This window comes from Pseudomonas sp. B10(2017), assembly GCF_002113295.1.
Taxonomy (GTDB): Bacteria; Pseudomonadota; Gammaproteobacteria; order Pseudomonadales; family Pseudomonadaceae; genus Aquipseudomonas; species Aquipseudomonas pudica.
Map to the genome: position 1 here is coordinate 1 of NZ_NEJU01000035.1, position 18,669 is coordinate 18,669.

Below are 18,669 nucleotides of genomic sequence, written 5' to 3' on the forward strand. Positions count from 1 at the left end.
AAGGGGTGGGGCGAGTTCTCCCACGGTCTGTACTGCTGTGAACAGTCAGATTCGGCTTTTTCGTCCCACCACCCCTTCGAGTATCACCATACAAGCGGCTTTAGCCGCGAAGAATCCAACGCGGTGCAAGGCACCGGACGCCGACTCAATCGAGAATCACCAACCGGTTGGGCAACTCGTTACGTGCATGGGTAGGCGGCACATGTTCGCTGAGCAGTTCGCCGCACGCCTCGATGCACTCGACAAACCCCTGCAAGGTGCGGCCCTGGCGTACCTGTTCGGCAAGGCGGGCGACGATGGCCGCGCGGGCGGTGGCATCCAGATGGCGCTCGATACCGCGGTCGACAAGGATCTCCACATGCCGCTCTGCCTCGCTGACGAAGATCAGTACACCCGTGGCACCAGTAGTGCGCTGCAGGTTCTGTTCGCGAAACTGCTGGCGGGCCAGGCGCGAAGCACGCCAGCGGCGCAGGGCCCGGGGGATCAGGCAGCCGGCCAGGCGTGGGCTGCGCAACAGCAGGCACAAGCCGACGAACAGCAGCACATTGGCCACCAGCAAGCCACGCACTCCGGGCCAACCCAGCAGCCAGTGCAACAGGGCCGGCACGGCCAGCGCCAGCACGGCGGCCCAGAACAACGGCCAGTAGGCATAGTCGTCGGCCCGGCGGGCCAGCACCGTCACCAGTTCGGCATCGGTGCGCCGTTCGGCACGGGCAATGGCTTCGGCGATCTGGCGCTGATGGTATTCATCGAGGGGGGTCATGCCGTCGGTCTCTTGAGCGTTCTTATAGTTGTTGTCCCGGCATTCGGGGCTTCGTCCGCAGGCGACATATTCAGGCATAATCCGCCGCTGGAAGAAATGCCTGCAAATCGTACAACAATAGCCGCCTGAAAACTTCGGCCGCGCGCGTATCACCGTGGATACGGCAGAGGCCCCACAACGGAATTGATGATGAAACTGTCTTTGCTGGGCCTGGCCATGGGCCTTGCCAGTCAGGCGGCCCTCGCCGCCCCCTCCGCCCCGCCCCTGCAGGACAAGCAGGCGTTCATCGACCATCTGGTCAGCCAGATGACCGAAGCCGAGAAGATCGGCCAGTTGCGCCTGATCAGCATCGGCCCGGAAATGCCCCGCGACAAGATCCGCGAGGAAATCGCCGCCGGCCGCATCGGTGGCACCTTCAACTCGCGTACCGCGCCCGAGAACCGGCCGATGCAGGACGCGGCCATGCGCAGCCGCCTGAAGATCCCGATGTTCTTTGCCTACGATACCGTCCACGGCGAACGCACCATTTTCCCGATCGGCCTGGGCATGGCCGCGACCTGGGACATGGACGCCATCGCCAAGGTCGGCCGCACCGCCGCCATCGAAGCCGCGGCTGATGCCCTGGACATGACCTTCGCGCCGATGGTCGACATCGCCCGCGACCCGCGCTGGGGTCGTACCAGTGAAGGCTTTGGCGAAGACACCTACCTGACCTCGAAGATCGGCCAGGTGATGGTCCGTTCGTTTCAGGGCAGCAGCCCGGCCAACCCCGACAGCATCATGGCCATCGTCAAGCACTTCGCCCTGTATGGCGCAGTGGAAGGCGGGCGCGACTACAACACGGTCGATATGAGCCTGCCGAAAATGTACAACGACTACCTGCCGCCCTACCGCGCCGCGCTCGACGCTGGTGCTGGCGGGGTGATGGTGGCGTTGAACTCGATCAACGGCGTGCCGGCCACCTCCAATACCTGGCTGATGAATGACCTGCTGCGCAAGGAGTGGGGCTTCAAGGGCGTGACCATCAGCGACCACGGCGCCATCCAGGAGCTGATCCGCCATGGCGTCGCCCGCGATGGCCGCGAAGCCGCCAAGCTGGCGATCAAGGCCGGCATCGACATGAGCATGAACGACACCCTGTACGGCGAGGAGCTGCCCGGGCTGCTGAAGTCCGGCGAAGTGACCCAGGGCGAGTTGGACCAGGCGGTGCGCGAAGTACTGGGTGCCAAGTACGACATGGGACTGTTCAAGGACCCGTACGTGCGCATCGGCAAGGCCGAGACCGACCTGAAGGACTACTACGGCAACGACCGCCTGCACCGCGAAGCCGCGCGTGACGTGGCGCGCCGCAGCCTGGTGCTGCTGGAAAACCGCAACCAGACCCTGCCGCTGAAAAAGGCCGGCACCATCGCCCTGGTCGGCCCTCTGGCCGATGCCCCGATCGACATGATGGGCAGTTGGGCAGCCGACGGCAAACCAGTGCACTCGGTGACCGTGCGCGAAGGCTTGCGCCGCGCCGTGGAGGGCAAGGCCAAGCTGGTCTACGCCAAAGGTTCCAACGTCACCGGAGACAAGGCGATGTTCGATTACCTGAACTTCCTCAACTTCGATGCCCCGGAAATCGTCGACGACCCGCGCCCGCCAGCGGTGCTGATCGACGAGGCGGTGAAGGCGGCGAAGCAGTCCGATGTGGTGGTGGCAGTGGTCGGTGAATCCCGCGGCATGTCCCACGAGTCGTCGAGCCGTACCACCTTGGAAATCCCGGCCAGCCAGCGGGAGCTGATCAAGGCCCTGAAGGCCACCGGCAAGCCGCTGGTCCTGGTGCTGATGAACGGCCGCCCACTGTCGATTGCCTGGGAACGCGAACAGGCCGACGCCATTCTGGAAACCTGGTTCGCCGGTACCGAGGGCGGCAACGCGATTGCCGACGTGCTGTTCGGCGATTACAACCCGTCCGGCAAGCTGGCCATCACCTTCCCGCGTTCGGTCGGGCAGATCCCGATGTACTACAACCACACCCGTATTGGCCGGCCCTTCACGCCGGGCAAGCCGGGCAACTACACCTCGCAGTACTTCGAGGAGCCCAATGGCCCGCTGTACCCGTTCGGCTATGGCCTGAGCTACAGCAGCTTCGAGCTGTCGGGGCTGAAGCTGTCGAACAAGGACCTCAAGCGTGGCGACACGCTGGAAGCCAAGGTGACGGTGAAGAACACCGGCAAGGTGGCAGGCGAGACCGTGGTGCAGCTGTACCTGCAGGATGTATCGGCATCGATGAGCCGCCCGGTGAAGGAACTGAGGAACTTCCAGAAGCTGATGCTCAAGCCTGGCGAATCGCGCACGTTGAGCTTCCGCATCAGCGAAGAAGACCTGAAGTTCTACAATGGCCAGCTGCAGCGGGTTGCCGAGCCAGGGGAATTCAATGTACAGGTCGGGCTGGATTCCCAGGCGGTGCAGCAGCAGAGCTTTGAACTGCTGTAACTGACAGGTTTTGCCTGTACCGGCCTCTTCGCGGGTAAACCCGATACCTGTGGAGCGGGTTCACCCGCGAAGAGGCCGGCCCTGATATCTCATTCATCCGGATCCGCCCCATGCCCTTTTCCGTTCGCGCCCTGCGTCTGGGGCTGATCACCCTGCTTATCGTGCTGGGCACCGCCCTCAGCGCCAGCTGGGCCATGCACCAGGCCAAGCGCCAGGCCATGGAAGCCGACGCCCAGCGTGCCAGTCAGCAGTTGGGCCTGTACGCCAATGCCCTGCACACGCTGATCGATCGCTACCGCGCCCTGCCCGCCGTGCTGGCGCTGGACCCGGAACTGATCGCCGCCCTGCGCGGCCCGGTCAGCGAACCGGTGCAGGACGCCCTGAACCGCAAGCTCGAACGCATCAATGGCGCCGCCAACTCCTCCACCCTCGAACTGCTCGACCGCACCGGCCTGGCCATCGCCGCCAGCAACTGGCGGTTGCCCAGCAGCTACGTGGGCTCCAACTATGGTTTTCGCCCCTACTTCAAGCAGACCCGCAGCCAGGGCAGTGGTCGCTTCTACGCCGTGGGCGTGACCAGCGGCGTGCCCGGCTACTTCCTCGCCAGCGCGGTGAACGACGAGCATGGCCGCTTCCTCGGCGCCATGGTGGTGAAACTGGAGTTTCCCGAACTGGAACGCGAGTGGCGTCAGGGCAGCGACATCCTGCTGGTCAGCGATGCCCGCGGTATCACTTTCATCGCCAACCAGGACGGCTGGCGCTACCGCGAACTGCAGCCGCTCAGTGGCGCCGACCGTGCCGAACTGGCCGAAACCCGTCAGTACGACAAGCAACCGCTGGTGCCGTTGCAGCACCAGGTGCTGACCCGCTTTGCCGCCAATAGCACCCTCAGCCGCGTGCAAGGCCCGGAGGGCAGCGCCGAGTACCTGTGGGAAAGCCTGCCGCTGGAAGGTGAAAACTGGACCTTGCATCTGCTGCGCAAGCCGCAGGTAGCCGCCGACGGTCGCAATGCCGCCCTCGGCGCCGCCGCCGTATGGCTGAGCCTGGTGTTCGCTGCGCTGTTCGTCAGCCAGCGCCTGCGCCTGGCCCGCCTGCGCCAGCGCAGCCGGGAGGAGCTCAAGCGCCAGGTCGAGGAGCGCACCCGTGAGCTGCGCACCGCCCAGGAGGGGCTGGTGCAATCGGCCAAGCTGGCCGCGCTGGGGCAAATGTCGGCAGCCATGGCCCATGAAATCAACCAGCCGCTGACCACTCAGCGCATGCAGCTGGAAACCTTGCGCCTGCTGCTCGACCATGGCCGAATTGACGAAGCACGCCAGGCACTGGAGCCGCTGGAACAGATGCTCACGCGCATGGCTGCGCTCACCAGCCACCTGAAAACCTTTGCCCGCAACAGCCCGGTCGGCCTGCGCGAGCGCCTCGACCTGGCCACCGTGGTCGACCAGGCCCTGCACCTGCTGGAAGCACGCATTCGCAGCGAAGAAGTGGAAATAGCCCTGTACCTGGCGCGCCCGGCCTGGGTACGCGGCGATGCCATTCGCCTGGAGCAGGTGCTGATCAACCTGCTGCGCAATGCCCTCGACGCCATGGCCGACAAACGCTACAAACGCCTGGAGATCCGCATCGAGCCCGACGGCGAGCTGTGGCGCCTGAGCGTGCTGGATTCGGGTGGCGGCATTGCCGAGGACGACCTGGCCAAGGTCTTCGACCCGTTCTTCACCACCAAGCCGGTGGGCGAAGGCCTGGGGCTGGGCCTGGCCATTTCCTACGGTATCGTCCACGAGGCCGGCGGCCAGCTGCAGGCCGAAAACCTGCCTGGCGGCGCGCGCTTCAGCCTTACCCTGCCCCGTGACCTGGAGCCTGTATGTTGAATTCAGTGATCGTCGTCGATGATGAAGCCAGTATCCGCACCGCAGTCGAGCAGTGGCTGAGCCTGTCCGGCTTCAGCGTGCAACTGTTCGCTCGCGCCGAAGAATGCCTGGCACACCTGCCACGGCACTTTCCCGGGGTAATCATCAGCGATGTACGCATGCCGGGCATGGATGGCCTGCAGTTGCTCGAACGCCTGCAGGCGGACGACCCCGACTTGCCGGTGATCCTGCTGACCGGCCACGGCGATGTGCCCATGGCAGTGGAAGCCATGCGCAGCGGGGCCTACGACTTCCTGGAAAAACCCTTTACCCCGCAGCACCTGCTGGGCAGCCTGCGCCGTGCCCTGGAAAAGCGCCAGCTGGTCCTGGAGAACCGCCGGCTGCACGAGCAGGCCGACCTCAAGTCACGCCTGGAAGGCACGTTGCTGGGCATGTCCCAGGGCCTGCAACAGCTGCGTCGGCAAGTGCTGGACCTGGCCAGCCTGCCGGTCAATGTGCTGATTCGCGGCGAAACCGGCAGTGGCAAGGAGCGCGTGGCCCGCTGCCTGCACGATTTTGGCCCGCGCGCCGGCAAGCCGTTCGTCGCCCTCAACTGTGCAGCCATCCCCGAGTCGCTGTTCGAGGCCGAGCTGTTCGGCCATGAAAGCGGCGCCTTTACCGGGGCCCAGGGCAAGCGCATCGGCAAGCTGGAGTACGCCAACGGTGGCACGGTGTTCCTCGATGAAATCGAAAGCATGCCACTGGCCCAACAGGCCAAGCTGCTGCGGGTGATCCAGGAACAGAAACTGGAGCGTCTGGGGGCCAACCAGAGCATCAGCGTCGACCTGCGCATCATTGCCGCGACCAAGCCCGACCTGCTCGAGGAAGCCCGTGCCGGGCGCTTCCGCGAAGACCTTGCCTATCGCCTGAACGTGGCGGAGCTGCGCCTGGCGCCATTGCGTGAACGGCGTGAGGACATTCCACTGCTGTTCGAGCACTTTGCCCGTGCCGCCGCCGAAAAGCTTGGCCGCGCAGCCCCACCACTGTCGGGCGCGCAACTGGCGCAGCTGCTGTCGCACGACTGGCCGGGCAACGTGCGTGAACTGGCCAATGCGGCGGAGCGCCATGCGTTGGGGCTGGGCTCGCCGAACATAGAGGTGGCGCCTGCCGGGCAGTCGTTGAGCGAGCAGATGGAAGCGTTCGAGGCGCAATGCCTGCGCGCGGCGCTGCGCCAGCACGGGGGCGCGATCAATGCGGTGATGGAAACGCTGCAGCTGCCACGGCGCACGCTGAACGAGAAGATGCAGCGGCATGGGTTGGTGCGCGAGGATTTTGTTGGGCGGGAATGAGCGGAAATCCGCTTATCGCGCCAGGCCACTAAGCAAATAACCGCTCATTAGCCGGATTCTTTTGGCGCTGCCTTGCAGGCTTTCGCGGGCACGCCCGCCCCCACAGAGAAACGCAAAGAGTCAGACGTCACGCGGTCCCTGTGCGAGCGGGCGTGCCCGCGAAGGGGCGCGCAGCGCCCCCATTTGAAGCCCAATGCACCCATTTGGCACACCTTCTGCAATTGCCTTGGCAAGCTGCGCCACGGCGCGCTCCACAAAAACAACGAGAAGGTATCCCTGATGGATAATGCCACCTCCCTGCCCGCCGGGGCGGCCACCGCGCCTGCCGCAGAAAAAACCACCGCCAGCCGCCTGAAGTCGATCTTCAGCGGGTCCATCGGCAACATGGTCGAATGGTACGACTGGTACGTCTACGCCGCATTCTCGCTGTACTTCGCCAAGGCCTTCTTCCCGGCCGGCGATTCCACCGCACAATTGCTCAATACCGCCGCGATCTTCGCCGTGGGCTTCCTCATGCGCCCGATCGGTGGCTGGCTGATGGGCCTGTACGCCGACCGCAAGGGCCGCAAGGCCGCATTGATGGCTTCGGTGCTGCTGATGTGCGCCGGCTCGCTGGTCATCGCCCTGACCCCGGGTTACGAAACCATCGGCGTCGCCGCCCCAATCCTGCTGGTCATCGCACGCCTGATGCAGGGCCTGTCGGTGGGTGGTGAATACGGCACCTCGGCTACCTACCTGAGTGAAATGGCCAGCAAGGACCGCCGTGGCTTCTTCTCCAGCTTCCAGTACGTGACCCTGATCTCCGGCCAGCTCATCGCCCTGGCGGTACTGATCGTCCTGCAACAGACCCTGACCACCGAGCAGCTGTATGCCTGGGGCTGGCGCGTACCGTTCGTGATTGGTGCGCTGTGCGCCGTGGTGGCCCTTTACCTGCGTCGCGGCATGGAGGAAACCGCCTCTTTCACCAAGAAGGAAAAGGCCAAGGAAAGCCTGATGCGCACCCTGCTGCGCCACCCCAAGGAGCTGATGACCGTGGTCGGCCTGACCATGGGCGGCACCCTGGCCTTCTACACCTACACCACCTACATGCAGAAGTACCTGGTCAACACCGTGGGCATGAGCATCAGCGACTCGACCACCATCTCGGCCGCCACGCTGTTCCTGTTCATGTGCCTGCAGCCGGTGATCGGTGGCCTGTCCGACAAGATCGGTCGGCGCCCGATCCTGATCGCCTTCGGCGTGCTCGGCACCCTGTTCACCGTACCGATCCTCAGCACCCTGCACACCATCCAGACATGGTGGGGCGCGTTCTTCCTGATCATGGCGGCGCTGATCATCGTCAGCGGCTACACCTCGATCAACGCAGTGGTCAAAGCCGAGCTGTTCCCAACCGAAATCCGCGCCCTGGGCGTGGGCCTGCCGTACGCCCTGACCGTGTCGATCTTCGGCGGCACCGCCGAGTACGTGGCCCTGTGGTTCAAGAGCGCCGGCATGGAGAGCGGCTTCTACTGGTACGTCACCGCCTGCATCGCCTGCTCGCTGCTGGTTTACGCGACCATGAAGGACACCAAGCAGCACTCGCGGATTACCACCGAGTGATGCTGCCCTGGCAGTACTGAAAAGGGGCGCTCCAGTGCATGGGGCGCCCTTTTTTTGTGATACGCGGCAGCCTGTGAGCCGAGTGACGGCCTTATTCGGCTCATGGGACGGATCATGAATAGCCCCTTGTGGATCTGGCAGCAACCTGCCTGGCCACGTTTCACCTGGCAAAACGAAGCCATCGCCCCAATGCCTCAGGACATCTCCAACGCCTGACGCGGTTCGCGGCGCTGATACCAGGTGGCCATTAGCACCAGTACCAGCAACACCCCGCCCAGCACCGCCGAAGAGCCGACCGTACCGAAGTCCAGGCCGCCCTTCTCGTGAGGCTTGGTGAGGAAGTCGCCCAAGGTGGCGCCGAACGGGCGGGTAAGCACGAACGCAACCCAGAACAACACTACGCCAGGGATACGTGTCCAGTAGCGGGCCACAACTACCAAGGCGATGGCACTGCCGATCAACAGCGCGCCACCGGCGAAACCGAGCCCCGAGTCATCGGCCAGGTAATCGCCCAGCGCGGTGCCGAGGGTGTTGGAAAACAGGATCGCCACCCAGTAGAACAGTTCGCCCGTGCGGTTCTTGATACGGGTGACATCCAGCGGGTTGCCGCTCAGGCGCCATACCAGGAAGGTAAGCAGCAGGATGCCGATGAGGATGGCTGAACCCGCGGCATAGCCCAGGCCCAGGGTGCGGTCCATGAAGTCGGACATGGTGGTGCCGGCGGTGCTGGTGGAGAGGATCACCAGCCAGTACAGCATCGGATGGTAGCGGCGCGAGTACAGCTGGCCGAGCAAGGTCAGCAGGAACACGCTGATCAGCAGCAGCGAGCTGAGGGCATAACCGATGTTCAGCGTCATCGACAGCAAATCACCCGCCGTTTCGCCAAGGGTGGTAGCGCAGATCTTCATGACCCAGAAGGCCAAGGTGATTTGCGGAAGTTTGTTCATTGTTGTGCCGCTCCGATTTTGAGGTGCGGCGATGGTGCTGAGCAGCATTTGAAAAATCGGTTGGTGATGTATGAAAAATGCGTTCAGCAGCCCTCTGTGAAAGATTTTTCATCCTTAACGCCCCATTAATTCCACCCCTTCAAGCTGAAATGGCTGGCAGAACGTCGGCGTATGGTCAGGCACATCCTGGGCCAGAACCGCTGCCAGAGCCACAAGATCCACGCCAATATATATCGAATTATTCGATTTTTAAGCACTATTATTTGCGCTTTTTAATCAAATTAATCAGCGTAGGATTAAACCCATAGAAACAAACAACCTCAAGTAACCCTGGAGCAACGACCATGAAAAACAAACTGATCCTCACCCTGGCCCTCTCGATTTTCGCTGCTGGTGCCTTCGCCGAAGATGGCTTCAACCGTACTAACGCACACACCTTCGCAGCGACCCAGAGCCAATCAGCTGCCTACGCTGAAGATGGCTTCGACCGTACTGGCGGCCAGCGCTTCGCCGAAGACGGCTTCGACCGCACTGGCGGCCAGCGTTTCGCCGAAGACGGCTTCGACCGCACCGGCGGCCAACGTTTCGCTGAAGACGGCTTCGACCGCACTGGCGGCCAACGTTTCGCTGAAGATGGCTTCGACCGCACAGGCGGCCAGCGCTTCGCCGAAGACGGCTTCGACCGCACCAACGCCCACCGCATCAGCTGAGCCCTGATGCGAGCACCCAGCCCGGCTTCGGCCGGGCTTGATCATTTGCAGGCGGGCACAGGCTTGGCACACTAGGCGCCTTGTCCACCAGGAGGTAGGGCCTTCAAGCCCAGCACAGATGTATTACTACGAACCCGCCAAAGGCCACGGCCTGCCCCACGACCCGTTCAACGCCATCGTCGGCCCCCGCCCTATCGGCTGGATCTCCTCACAGGACCGCGAAGGCCGCCTGAACCTGGCTCCCTACAGCTTCTTCAACGCCTTCAATTACATCCCGCCGATCATCGGTTTCTGCAGCGTCGGGCGCAAAGACAGCCTGAACAACATCGAGCAGACCGGCGAGTTCGTCTGGAACCTTGCCACCCGCTCGTTGGCCGAGCAGATGAACCAGAGCTGCGCACCGGTTGCCGCCGAGATAAACGAATTTGAATTGAGCGGCCTCACCGCCAAGCCGTCGAGCATCGTCAATGTGCCGCGTGTCGGCGAAACCCCGGTAGCCTTCGAGTGCAAGGTCAGCCAGATCGTCCAGCTCAAGCGGGCCGACCAGGAACTGGTGCCCAGCTGGCTGATCCTGGGTGAGGTGGTGGCGGTGCACATTGCCGAGCACCTGTTGAAGAACGGCATCTACGATACCGCTGCCGCCGAGCCGATCCTGCGTGGCGGTGGCCCGGCAGACTATTTCGAGCTGGGCAACCTGTTCAAGATGGCCCGCCCGCCGGCCTGATCACCAGATCAGCTCACCCTCTTCGCTGACGCCCTGCAGGCGTTGCAGCTCGGCCGTGGCCGCTTCGTCGGCAGCCACGGCACCCTTGAACACCTGGCCGTCGAGAATCTTGTGAAAGCGCGGCGCGCCGCCCATACCCAGGGCCTTGACCGCGATGGCTGCGGTGTAGCCACCACCTTCCACCGGGACCATCGCCGAAACCGCTTCGAAATGCTGGAATTCCCTACGTGCCATGTTGCTATCCGCTTCGTTGATCGGGGGCCGGCATTTTACCTTATTTGCCCGTACCGGCCTCATCGCCGGCAAGCCAGCTCCCACAGGGTCATCACAGGTCTTAAGGGCGGTGCAGCACCTGTGGGAGCTGGCTTGCCGGCGATGAGGCCGGTACAGGCAACACCTCAATCAAAGGTATGCAGATCCAGGCTGCTGACCACCTGCGCCTGTACCAACTCACCAAACACTTCCAGCGTCGGCGAAGCAAAGTAGCCACTCATCGCCTGCTGGTCTTGCCAGCTGCCACTGAGCAACCATAAATCGGCATCAGCCTGCGAACGTTGCACCGTGAAACTCAGGCAGCCCGGCGCCCGCAGTGAGGGCTCGAGCAGGTCACGCAGGCGCGCGCCCAGCTCCGCCGAGCGCCCGCTGCTGGCACGGATGAAAGCAAGGTGGGTGACCGGTTGTGTCGGGGTCATTGCACAATCTCCTTGAAGCAGGCGGACGGAAAAGCCAGGCTGCCAAGGTTAGGGCCTCACCCGCGCGACGCGTTAGGCCATTACTGCTCGCCGATTGCCTGATCCTGCAGCGCGGCAGGATCAGGCAATCGGCGTGCAGCTTTTGACTAGCGCCCGCCATTGCCCAAACCTATGCTGCGTCGGTCAGTAGAGGAAAGCCACCATGACCATCGCCACGTCCATCGACCCGAGCCTGGAACTTCAACGCCAGGAGCTGGCCGAGCTGATCCGCCGTCACGCAGGGGAGCCTCACGGCCCGGCATCGGCCATCGATGACCTGTACCTGGTGCGCTACACCGAAAACGTGCGCTCGGTACCGACCCTGGCACAACCCGCGCTGTGTATCCTCGCCCAGGGCAGCAAAAGCTTGTTCCTCGGTGACGAGCAGTACGCTTACGACCCGCTGCACTACATGGTGGTCTCGGTAACCTTGCCGTTGAGCGCCGTGAGGCTGGACGCCAGCCCCGAGCACCCGAGCCTTGGCCTGCGCATGGACCTGGACCCGGCCGAAATCAGCCAGCTGATCGCCGAAAGCGGGCCGATGCTGGTGCCCAACCGGCCTTCCGGGCGTGGCTTGTATGTGGAAAGAACCGATGCCGCGCTGCTCGACGCCCTGCTGCGGCTGATCCGCCTGCTGGATACCCCGCGCGACATCGCGATGCTGGCGCCGCTGTTCCGTCGGGAGATTCTGTACCGCCTGCTGCGTGGGCCGCAGGGCTATCGGTTGTACGAAATCGCCTTGGCCAACAGCCAGACCCACCGGGTTTGCCAGGCGATCACCTGGCTCAACCAGAACTACCAGTTGCCTTTGCGCATCGAGGATCTGGCGCGGGAGGTCAACCTAAGCACCTCGACCTTGCACCACCGATTCAAGGCCGTGACGTCGATGAGCCCGTTGCAGTACCAGAAGCAACTGCGCCTGCAGGAGGCGCGGCGATTGATGCTGAATGACGGGCTCGAGGCGGCGGTGGCGGCCTACCGGGTGGGGTATGAAAGCCCGTCACAGTTCAGCCGGGAATACAGCCGGCTGTATGGCGCGCCGCCGATTCGTGATGTGGCAAGGTTGCGGGCGACTGCTGGCTGAAATTTTGGCTGGCAGTACCGGCCTCTTCGCGGGCTTGCCCGCTCCCACAGGTACAGCACAACGTTCAGAGCCTGTGCAAAATCCTGTGGGAGCGGGCAAGCCCGCGAAAGGGCCGGTACAGACAATAGCTTCACTTCAACCCAACACAGCCTCTTGCCACTGATTCTGGTCAACCTGGATCAAGGTCGGCCCCTTGCGCTCCAATGCGTGCCCCAACGCCACCTGCAGCTGCGCTACATCTGCCACCTGCTCCGCTGCCGCGCCCAGGGCCCGCGCCACACCGATGAAGTCCGGCGTATGGATATCCACCCCCACCGGCTCGATCGCCCGGTTGACCATGTATTTCTTGATTTCCTCGTACCCCTGGTTGTTCCACAGCAGCACGATCAGCGGCACCTGCGCTTCCACCGCGCTTGCCAGCTCCGGCAAGGTGAACTGCAAACCGCCATCACCAATCAGGCACACCGCAGGCGCACGCTCACCGACCTGCTCCGCACTGCCCAGCCAGGCGCCCATGGCCGCCGGCAGCGCATAACCCAAGGTGCCATAGCCGGTCGAGGCATTGAACCAACGGCGTGGCTGGTCCATGTCCAGGGTCAGGTTGCCGGTGTAAACCGGCTGGGTCGAATCGCCCACAAGGATGGCATTGGGCAGGCGCTCGAGAATCGCACTCAGCAAACGCGTCTGGCTCAGGCTCGGCTGGTCCCAACCCGCTGCCAGGGCCTGGCGCAACTTGGCCACCCGGGCCGCTCCCCACGTGCTTTCACGCACGGGTTGCGGCAACCCCTGCAAGGCACCGAGCAGCGCCTCGGTGGCCAGTTCGGCATCGGCCACCAGCGACAGCGTCGGCAGGTAATTGCGCACGGTCTGGTCCGGGTCGATGTCGATGCGCAACAGGCTGCCCGGTATCTGGAAACCACCTTTGAAGGTGACGTCATAGTCGGTTTCGGCCAGTTCGGTGCCTATCGCCAGCACCACATCGGCCTCGGCCACCAGCGCCCGCGTGGCTGGCAGTGACTGGGTCGAGCCGATCTGCAGGGGATGGCTGGCCGGCAGCAGCCCCTTGGCATTGATGGTCAGCGCTATCGGCGCCTGCAGGCGCTCGGCCAGGCGCGCCAGCGCAGCGCCCGCAGCCAATGCGCCCCCCCCTGCCAGGATCAATGGCCGCCGTGCACTGACCAGGCGCTCGGCCATCTGCGCCACGGCCTGCGGCGCTGCGCCAGCCCGGCTGCTACGCACCACGCGCCCCGGCAGCAGGTGATCGGCCGGCTCGACCAGCACGTCGAGCGGAATCTCGATATGCACCGGCCGAGGGCGAGCACCTTCGAAAACGGCGAATGCCCGGGCCAGCACCTGCGGCAGGTCATCGGCACTCATCAAGGTGTGGGAAAACGCCGCTACACCCGACACCAGCGCTGCCTGGTTGGGCAACTCGTGCAGCTTGCCGCGGCCACCGCCCAACTGGTCGCGGGCCTGCACGCTGGAAATCACCAGCATCGGGATCGAGTCGGCATAGGCCTGGCCCATGGCGGTGGTGATGTTGGTCATGCCCGGGCCGGTGATGATGAAGCACACCCCGGGCTTGCCGCGGGTCCGCGCATAGCCGTCGGCCATGAACCCGGCCCCCTGCTCGTGGCGCGGGGTGACATGGCGGATGGACGAGCCCGCCAGGCCGCGGTAGAGCTCCACGGTATGTACACCAGGAATGCCGAAGACATGGTCAACGCCATAGCCTTCAAGGAGTTTTACCAGTACTTCGCCGCAGGTTGCCATCGGGTTTCACCATGAATCTTGGTTGGGTTATGCCCTTATTGGACCCAGCCACGGCTATCGCCACAATGCAAAAAAACACATACTAGCCATGTTCTGTAATCATGGCTAAGCACAATGAAACGTCTCCCGCCCCTGCCCGCCCTGCATACCTTTCTGGTCACCGCCCAACACTGCAATTTCACCCGTGCAGGGCAGCAGTTGCATATCACCCAAGGCGCCGTCAGCCGGCAGATCGCGGCCCTCGAAGAGCATCTGGGTTATGCCTTGTTCCAGCGCCAGGCCCGTGGGCTGAGCCTGACCCGTGAAGGCCAGGACTGGCTGCCAAGAGTGCAGCAGGTGTTCGCGCTGATCGAACAAGGGGTGCGTGAGGTGGGTGGGCGCAGCACTACCTTGCAGCTCAAGGCACCGACCTGCGTGATGCGCTGGCTGTTGCCGCGCCTGATGGAATGGCAGGCACTACGCCCGGATGTGCCTGTAGAGCTGACCACCACGGTGCAACATGGAGTGGACTTTCGCCGCGAGGGTTTCGATGCCGCGGTGGTGTATGGCGATGCGCCGAACCATGGGCTGCGCGTGCGCAAGCTGTTCGATGAGCAGCTGACGCCGGTGTGCGCGCCGTCATTACGCCAAGGGCCGGTACCGTTGCAGCAGGTCGAGGACCTGGCGCTACACATGCTGCTGCACCCATCGCGGGATGAGCATGACTGGCGGTTGTGGCTGCAGGCAGCCGGGGTGACGCTGGGCACTCAAGGCCCGAAGCAGCATTTCGAGACGCTGGACATGGCGATGGCCATGGCCTCGCAGGGCACCGGCGTGGCCATCGGCGACTGGTCGCTGATCGGCGATGACTTGCGCGGGGGACGGCTGTGCATGCCGTTTGCGCTCAAGGTGATGACCGGCAAGGGGTATTACCTGGTGAGCCAGAGCAAGAACTTGCCGCCGGGGCTTGTGGAGTTGCTGGACTGGCTGGAGGACCGGGCCAGCCTGCAAGGGCCCCTTCGCGGGTAAACCCGCTCCCACAAGTAATACACCGGCATCGAAATCAGTGCAGTACCTGTGGGAGCGGGTTTACCCGCGAAGGGGGCGACTCAATAGCCGACGGTAAAACGCTGCCGCGAATGTTGTGGCTTCTCCAGTTCGTCGAGCATGGCAATTGCGTAATCGGCGAAGGTTATCCAGCTCTTGCCATCGGCGCCGATCAGCAGATGATCCTTGCCCAGCTTGTAATGCCCGCTGCGCTCACCTTCAACGAACTCCGCCGATGGCGACAGGAAGGTCCAGTCCAGGTTCGGCTCACGTTGCAATACTTCCAGAAAACGCACCCCGGCAGTGGCCTCGGCCTTGTATGCCTCGGGGAAGTCCGGGCTGTCGATCACCCGATGCCCCGACGGCAGCAACAGGCTGCCGGCCCCACCCACCACCAGCAGGCGCCTGACCCCGGCCCGCTTGACCGGCTCGATGATGGCGTGTGGCTCGATGGTCGAGAAATGCGCCGCGCTCAGCACCGCATCCACACCTGCGATCGCCGCTTGTACGGCCGCGCTGTCCTTGGCATCCAGCGCCTTGACGGTAACCCCGTCCCGCCCCTGCAACCGCGACGGGTCGCGGGCGATGGCCAGCACACTGTGGCCACGGCGCAGGGCCTCCTCCAACAACTGGCTGCCAGCGCGGCCAGTGGCGCCGATGATTGCAATCTTGCTCATGGGATACTCTCCATCAATTGAACGGAATTACCACTTCATCTCGCCCTTGGCGACCTTGGCCCCCAGCTCCAGCGAGCTTTCATCGGCCAGGCCCGGGTAACGTCGTTTCATCGCAGCGATCAACGCACCGGAGTCTTTCGCCTTGGCGGTCTCGCTATCGAAATCACGAATGTAGTTCGCCGTGAAACGCACGGCCTCCAGCGATCGGCCGCTGTCCCCCTGGTAGTGCCCAGGGATGACCGTACGCGGCGCCAGCGCTTCGATGTGCGCCAAGGTGCCAAGCCAGTCGGCGTGGGACTTGGCCGTTTGTGTGTCGGCCATCCACACGTGAATGTTCTCCGACACCACCACACCACCGACCACCGCCTTGATCGACGGTATCCATACAAAACTGCGGTCAGGTTGAGGGCCGTCGAGGCCGACAACCTCAAGGGCCTGCCCTTCCAGCGTCAGGTGGTGGCCTTCGAGCACCTGCGGCAGCACCAGCCGCGCCGGCTTGTCCGCGCCCATCTGCGGCCCCCAGTAGGCCAGCTTGGCATCCATGGTCTGGCGGATGTGGGCAACCGTGGCGGCCGACGCCAGCACCTTGGCCTCCGGGAAGGCCTGGGTCAGGGTATCCAGGCCGAAGTAGTAGTCCGGGTCGCCATGGCTGATGTAGATAATGGTCAGCTGCTTTCCGCCCGCCCGCAGGCGCTGCACCAGCTGTTCGGCCTGGGCCTTGCCGAACTGGGCATCGACGAGGATGGCGTCGTGCTCACCGCTGACGATCACCGAACTGACCGGGAAGATCGCCTCATGCCCAGGGTTGTAAACCTCAAGCCGCAAGGGGTCGGCAGCCAGCGCCGGGCCGGCCAGGGTCACACAGGCCAGCAGCAGGCCACGCAAGGGAGTGAAAAGAGACATCGCAAACACCCGTCAGATGAACAATGCCCAACAGCTTAGTTGCCCAATCCGTGACAAAAAATGCGATGCTCGAACATAGTTTGTTTCTGAAACCGGGCAAATCATGGACCGTCTCAACGCCATGCGCGTTTTCGTCACCGTCGTCGACCTGGGCAGCCAGTCAGCGGCGGCGGATCATCTGCAACTGTCTCGGCCGGTGGTGTCGCGCTACCTGGCAGAGCTGGAAGACTGGGTTGGCGCACGGCTGATGCAGCGCACCACACGCAAGCTCAGCCTTACCGCCGCCGGCCAGGAAACCCTGCCCCGCTGTCGGCAACTGCTGGAACTGGCCGGCGACCTGCAAGCCGCGGTGCAGCAGCCGGATGACGCGCCCAAGGGCGCGCTGCGCATCAGCGTCAGTACCTCGTTCGGCCAGGCCCAGTTGGTGGATGCAGTGGCCGACTACGTCCGGCGCTACCCCGGGGTGAAGGTGGAACTGCAGATGCTCGATCGCACGGTCAACCTGGTGGACGAGCGCATCGACCTGGCCATCCGCACCAGCAACGACCTGGACCCCAACCTGATCGCCCGGCGCCTGAGTGTGTGCCGCTCGGCAGTGTGTGCGGCACCGGCCTACCTGCGCGAGCACGGCACGCCGCAACGGGTCGAGGATCTGAGCCGGCACAACTGCCTGACCCATGCCTACTTCGGCCACAGCCTGTGGCATTTCGAGGTAGCCGGCCAGCAAGTCGCCGTGCCAGTGGCGGGGAACATCAGTGCCAACGAGGCGATGACACTGCAGAAAGCGGCGCTGGCCGGCGCAGGTATCGCCATGCTGCCGACCTACCAGGCCGCGAAAGCCCTGCGCCGGGGTGAACTGGTGCGCCTGCTGCCCGAAGCCAGGCCACGCGAACTGAACCTGAATGCGGTGTACACCTCGCGCAAGCACATGCCGGCGACCCTGCGCAGCATGCTGGATTTTCTGGTGCAGCGATTCAAGGACGAACCGGAGTGGGATCAGGACTTGTAAGGCCGTTCCTCCAGGGAGGGCGTGTCACTCTTCGACGCTCATGTATTCCTTGGCCCAACGGATGTAGTCCTCGGGCTGGGTGTAGGTATGCGAGAGTTCGGTGGCGCTGAGGTTTTCCGACTTGTTCTGCTGGCCGCGCTGCAGCCGCAGGCAGTCATAGGTGGCCTTGATCGCGGCAAAGTAGGCAGCGTGACCATCGACCACGATGCGCACGCCCAGGCGTGCCAGGCGCTCGTCGTCGCGCAGGTTCGGGTTGCCGTAGGTCACCAGCATCAGTGGCACCGTCAGGTGCTCGGCAATCTGCTCGAGTTGCTCGAAGTCCTTCACACCCACCATGCAGATGCCATCGGCTCCAGCCTTCTGGTAGCTCTGGGTTCGCACGATGATTTCTTCGGTGGTGAGCACACCAGCGTTGGTACGGGCAATGATCGACAGCGACGAATCGACCCGTGCCTCCAGCGCCGCGCGGATCTTGCCGACGCCCTCTTCAACCGGGATCAGGTCGGTGGACTTGCGCCCGAACTGGGCAGGCAGGAGGGTGTCCTCGATGGTCAGCGCAGCCACGCCGGCGCGCTCCAGTTCGATGACCGTGCGCATGACATTCAGTGCGTTGCCATAGCCGTGGTCGGCGTCAGCCAGCACGGGCAGTTGCGCCACGCGACCAATACGGGTGGCCTGCTCGACGAACTCGCTGAGGGTGATCAGGGCGAAGTCCGGTGCCGCCAGTACCTGCAGCGAAGCGACGGAACCACCGAGGATGCCGACCTCGAAACCCAGGTCTGCGGCAATACGTGCCGACATCGGGTCGAACACCGATGCGGTGTGGTAACAGGAACCTGAAGCGAGCAGCTCGCGGAAGGCAAAACGCAGATCTTGATGGGAAGCCTTGGGCATGATCACTCCGCAAAATAAGTTGAAAGTCGAACGGTAACTACCGACCCCTGTAATCGGGTCTACCTGGCCTGTTCCAACCGTCGCCATCTGGGCGGTCATGCTTGACATGCAGGCAGAGGAATAAAAGGTGTGGGAGACAGCGGCGCGAAAACCTG

General features: G+C 63.7%; 18 protein-coding genes. 10 read left to right on the forward strand and 8 right to left on the reverse strand.

Going from position 1 to position 18,669, the window contains the following annotated elements; genetic code table 11:
• Positions 1-145: 145 nt before the first annotated feature.
• A complete protein-coding gene (locus CAF92_RS25620) occupies positions 146-763 on the reverse strand; it encodes a TPM domain-containing protein (protein ID WP_085602288.1) in 618 nt (205 codons plus the stop codon).
• Positions 764-949: 186 nt separating this feature from the next.
• On the opposite strand from CAF92_RS25620, the gene bglX reads away from it, so the two are divergent.
• From bglX to CAF92_RS27300, 5 genes are all read left to right on the forward strand, one after another.
• Entirely contained in the window at positions 950-3,241 is a 2,292-nt protein-coding gene (gene bglX, locus CAF92_RS25625; protein WP_085602289.1) for a beta-glucosidase BglX, read from the forward strand.
• 110 nt (positions 3,242-3,351) lie between these two features.
• Positions 3,352-5,109 (forward strand): ATP-binding protein, encoded by a 1,758-nt coding sequence (locus CAF92_RS25630; protein WP_085602290.1) that lies wholly within the window; start codon positions 3,352-3,354, stop codon positions 5,107-5,109.
• Entirely contained in the window at positions 5,103-6,437 is a 1,335-nt protein-coding gene (locus tag CAF92_RS25635; protein WP_046614822.1) for a sigma-54 dependent transcriptional regulator, read from the forward strand. The genes CAF92_RS25630 and CAF92_RS25635 overlap by 7 nt, the downstream gene beginning before the upstream one ends.
• Positions 6,438-6,716: 279 nt before the next feature.
• Positions 6,717-8,036, forward strand: coding sequence for an MFS transporter (locus CAF92_RS25640; protein ID WP_063913444.1), 1,320 nt, complete (start codon positions 6,717-6,719; stop codon positions 8,034-8,036).
• A 114-nt stretch (positions 8,037-8,150) separates the two neighbouring features.
• Positions 8,151-8,252 carry a DUF4172 domain-containing protein gene (locus CAF92_RS27300; RefSeq protein ID WP_256573805.1) on the forward strand — a complete coding sequence of 34 codons (102 nt, stop codon included), beginning with the start codon at positions 8,151-8,153 and terminating at the stop codon, positions 8,250-8,252.
• Here CAF92_RS27300 and CAF92_RS25645 read toward each other — a convergent pair.
• Positions 8,231-8,983, reverse strand: coding sequence for a membrane protein (locus CAF92_RS25645; RefSeq protein ID WP_025340470.1), 753 nt, complete (start codon positions 8,981-8,983; stop codon positions 8,231-8,233). The two genes, CAF92_RS27300 and CAF92_RS25645, sit on opposite strands and share 22 nt — an antisense overlap.
• Before the next feature lie 344 nt (positions 8,984-9,327).
• Here CAF92_RS25645 and CAF92_RS25650 point away from each other — a divergent pair, with 344 nt between their 5' ends.
• The gene (locus tag CAF92_RS25650; protein ID WP_085602291.1) at positions 9,328-9,693 is read left to right on the forward strand and encodes a heme utilization protein; all 366 of its coding nucleotides are present in this window, start codon (positions 9,328-9,330) and stop codon (positions 9,691-9,693) included.
• A 118-nt stretch (positions 9,694-9,811) separates the two neighbouring features.
• The gene (locus CAF92_RS25655) at positions 9,812-10,417 is read left to right on the forward strand and encodes a flavin reductase family protein (RefSeq protein WP_046614824.1); all 606 of its coding nucleotides are present in this window, start codon (positions 9,812-9,814) and stop codon (positions 10,415-10,417) included.
• Here CAF92_RS25655 and CAF92_RS25660 read toward each other — a convergent pair whose 3' ends face one another.
• The gene (locus CAF92_RS25660; protein ID WP_046614825.1) at positions 10,418-10,714 is read right to left on the reverse strand and encodes a hypothetical protein; all 297 of its coding nucleotides are present in this window, start codon (positions 10,712-10,714) and stop codon (positions 10,418-10,420) included.
• Between the two features lie 101 nt (positions 10,715-10,815).
• Positions 10,816-11,109, reverse strand: a complete 294-nt coding sequence (locus tag CAF92_RS25665) for a putative quinol monooxygenase (protein ID WP_046614826.1) — start codon at positions 11,107-11,109, stop codon at positions 10,816-10,818.
• A gap of 202 nt (positions 11,110-11,311) precedes the next feature.
• On the opposite strand from CAF92_RS25665, the gene CAF92_RS25670 reads away from it, so the two are divergent.
• Positions 11,312-12,232, forward strand: a complete 921-nt coding sequence (locus CAF92_RS25670; RefSeq protein ID WP_046614827.1) for an AraC family transcriptional regulator — start codon at positions 11,312-11,314, stop codon at positions 12,230-12,232.
• Positions 12,233-12,367: 135 nt separating this feature from the next.
• On the opposite strand, the gene CAF92_RS25675 is transcribed toward CAF92_RS25670, so the two are convergent.
• Positions 12,368-14,005 (reverse strand): 5-guanidino-2-oxopentanoate decarboxylase, encoded by a 1,638-nt coding sequence (locus tag CAF92_RS25675; RefSeq protein ID WP_085602292.1) that lies wholly within the window; start codon positions 14,003-14,005, stop codon positions 12,368-12,370.
• Positions 14,006-14,119: 114 nt separating this feature from the next.
• Between CAF92_RS25675 and CAF92_RS25680 the strand changes: the two genes are divergently transcribed.
• Entirely contained in the window at positions 14,120-15,013 is an 894-nt protein-coding gene (locus CAF92_RS25680; RefSeq protein WP_085602293.1) for a LysR substrate-binding domain-containing protein, read from the forward strand.
• 80 nt (positions 15,014-15,093) lie between these two features.
• Here CAF92_RS25680 and CAF92_RS25685 read toward each other — a convergent pair whose 3' ends face one another.
• Positions 15,094-15,708: an NAD(P)-dependent oxidoreductase gene (locus tag CAF92_RS25685; protein ID WP_046614830.1), complete on the reverse strand. Its 615-nt coding sequence runs from the start codon at positions 15,706-15,708 to the stop codon at positions 15,094-15,096.
• A 27-nt stretch (positions 15,709-15,735) separates the two neighbouring features.
• Positions 15,736-16,611, reverse strand: a complete 876-nt coding sequence (locus tag CAF92_RS25690) for an MBL fold metallo-hydrolase (RefSeq protein WP_085602294.1) — start codon at positions 16,609-16,611, stop codon at positions 15,736-15,738.
• 103 nt (positions 16,612-16,714) lie between these two features.
• Here CAF92_RS25690 and CAF92_RS25695 point away from each other — a divergent pair, with 103 nt between their 5' ends.
• Complete coding sequence (locus CAF92_RS25695; RefSeq protein WP_085602295.1) at positions 16,715-17,620, forward strand: LysR family transcriptional regulator; 906 nt, start codon at positions 16,715-16,717, stop codon at positions 17,618-17,620.
• Positions 17,621-17,644: 24 nt separating this feature from the next.
• Here the strand turns inward: CAF92_RS25695 and CAF92_RS25700 are convergent, their stop codons facing one another.
• Complete coding sequence (locus CAF92_RS25700; protein WP_003259571.1) at positions 17,645-18,514, reverse strand: oxaloacetate decarboxylase; 870 nt, start codon at positions 18,512-18,514, stop codon at positions 17,645-17,647.
• Between the last annotated feature and the right edge of the window lie 155 nt (positions 18,515-18,669).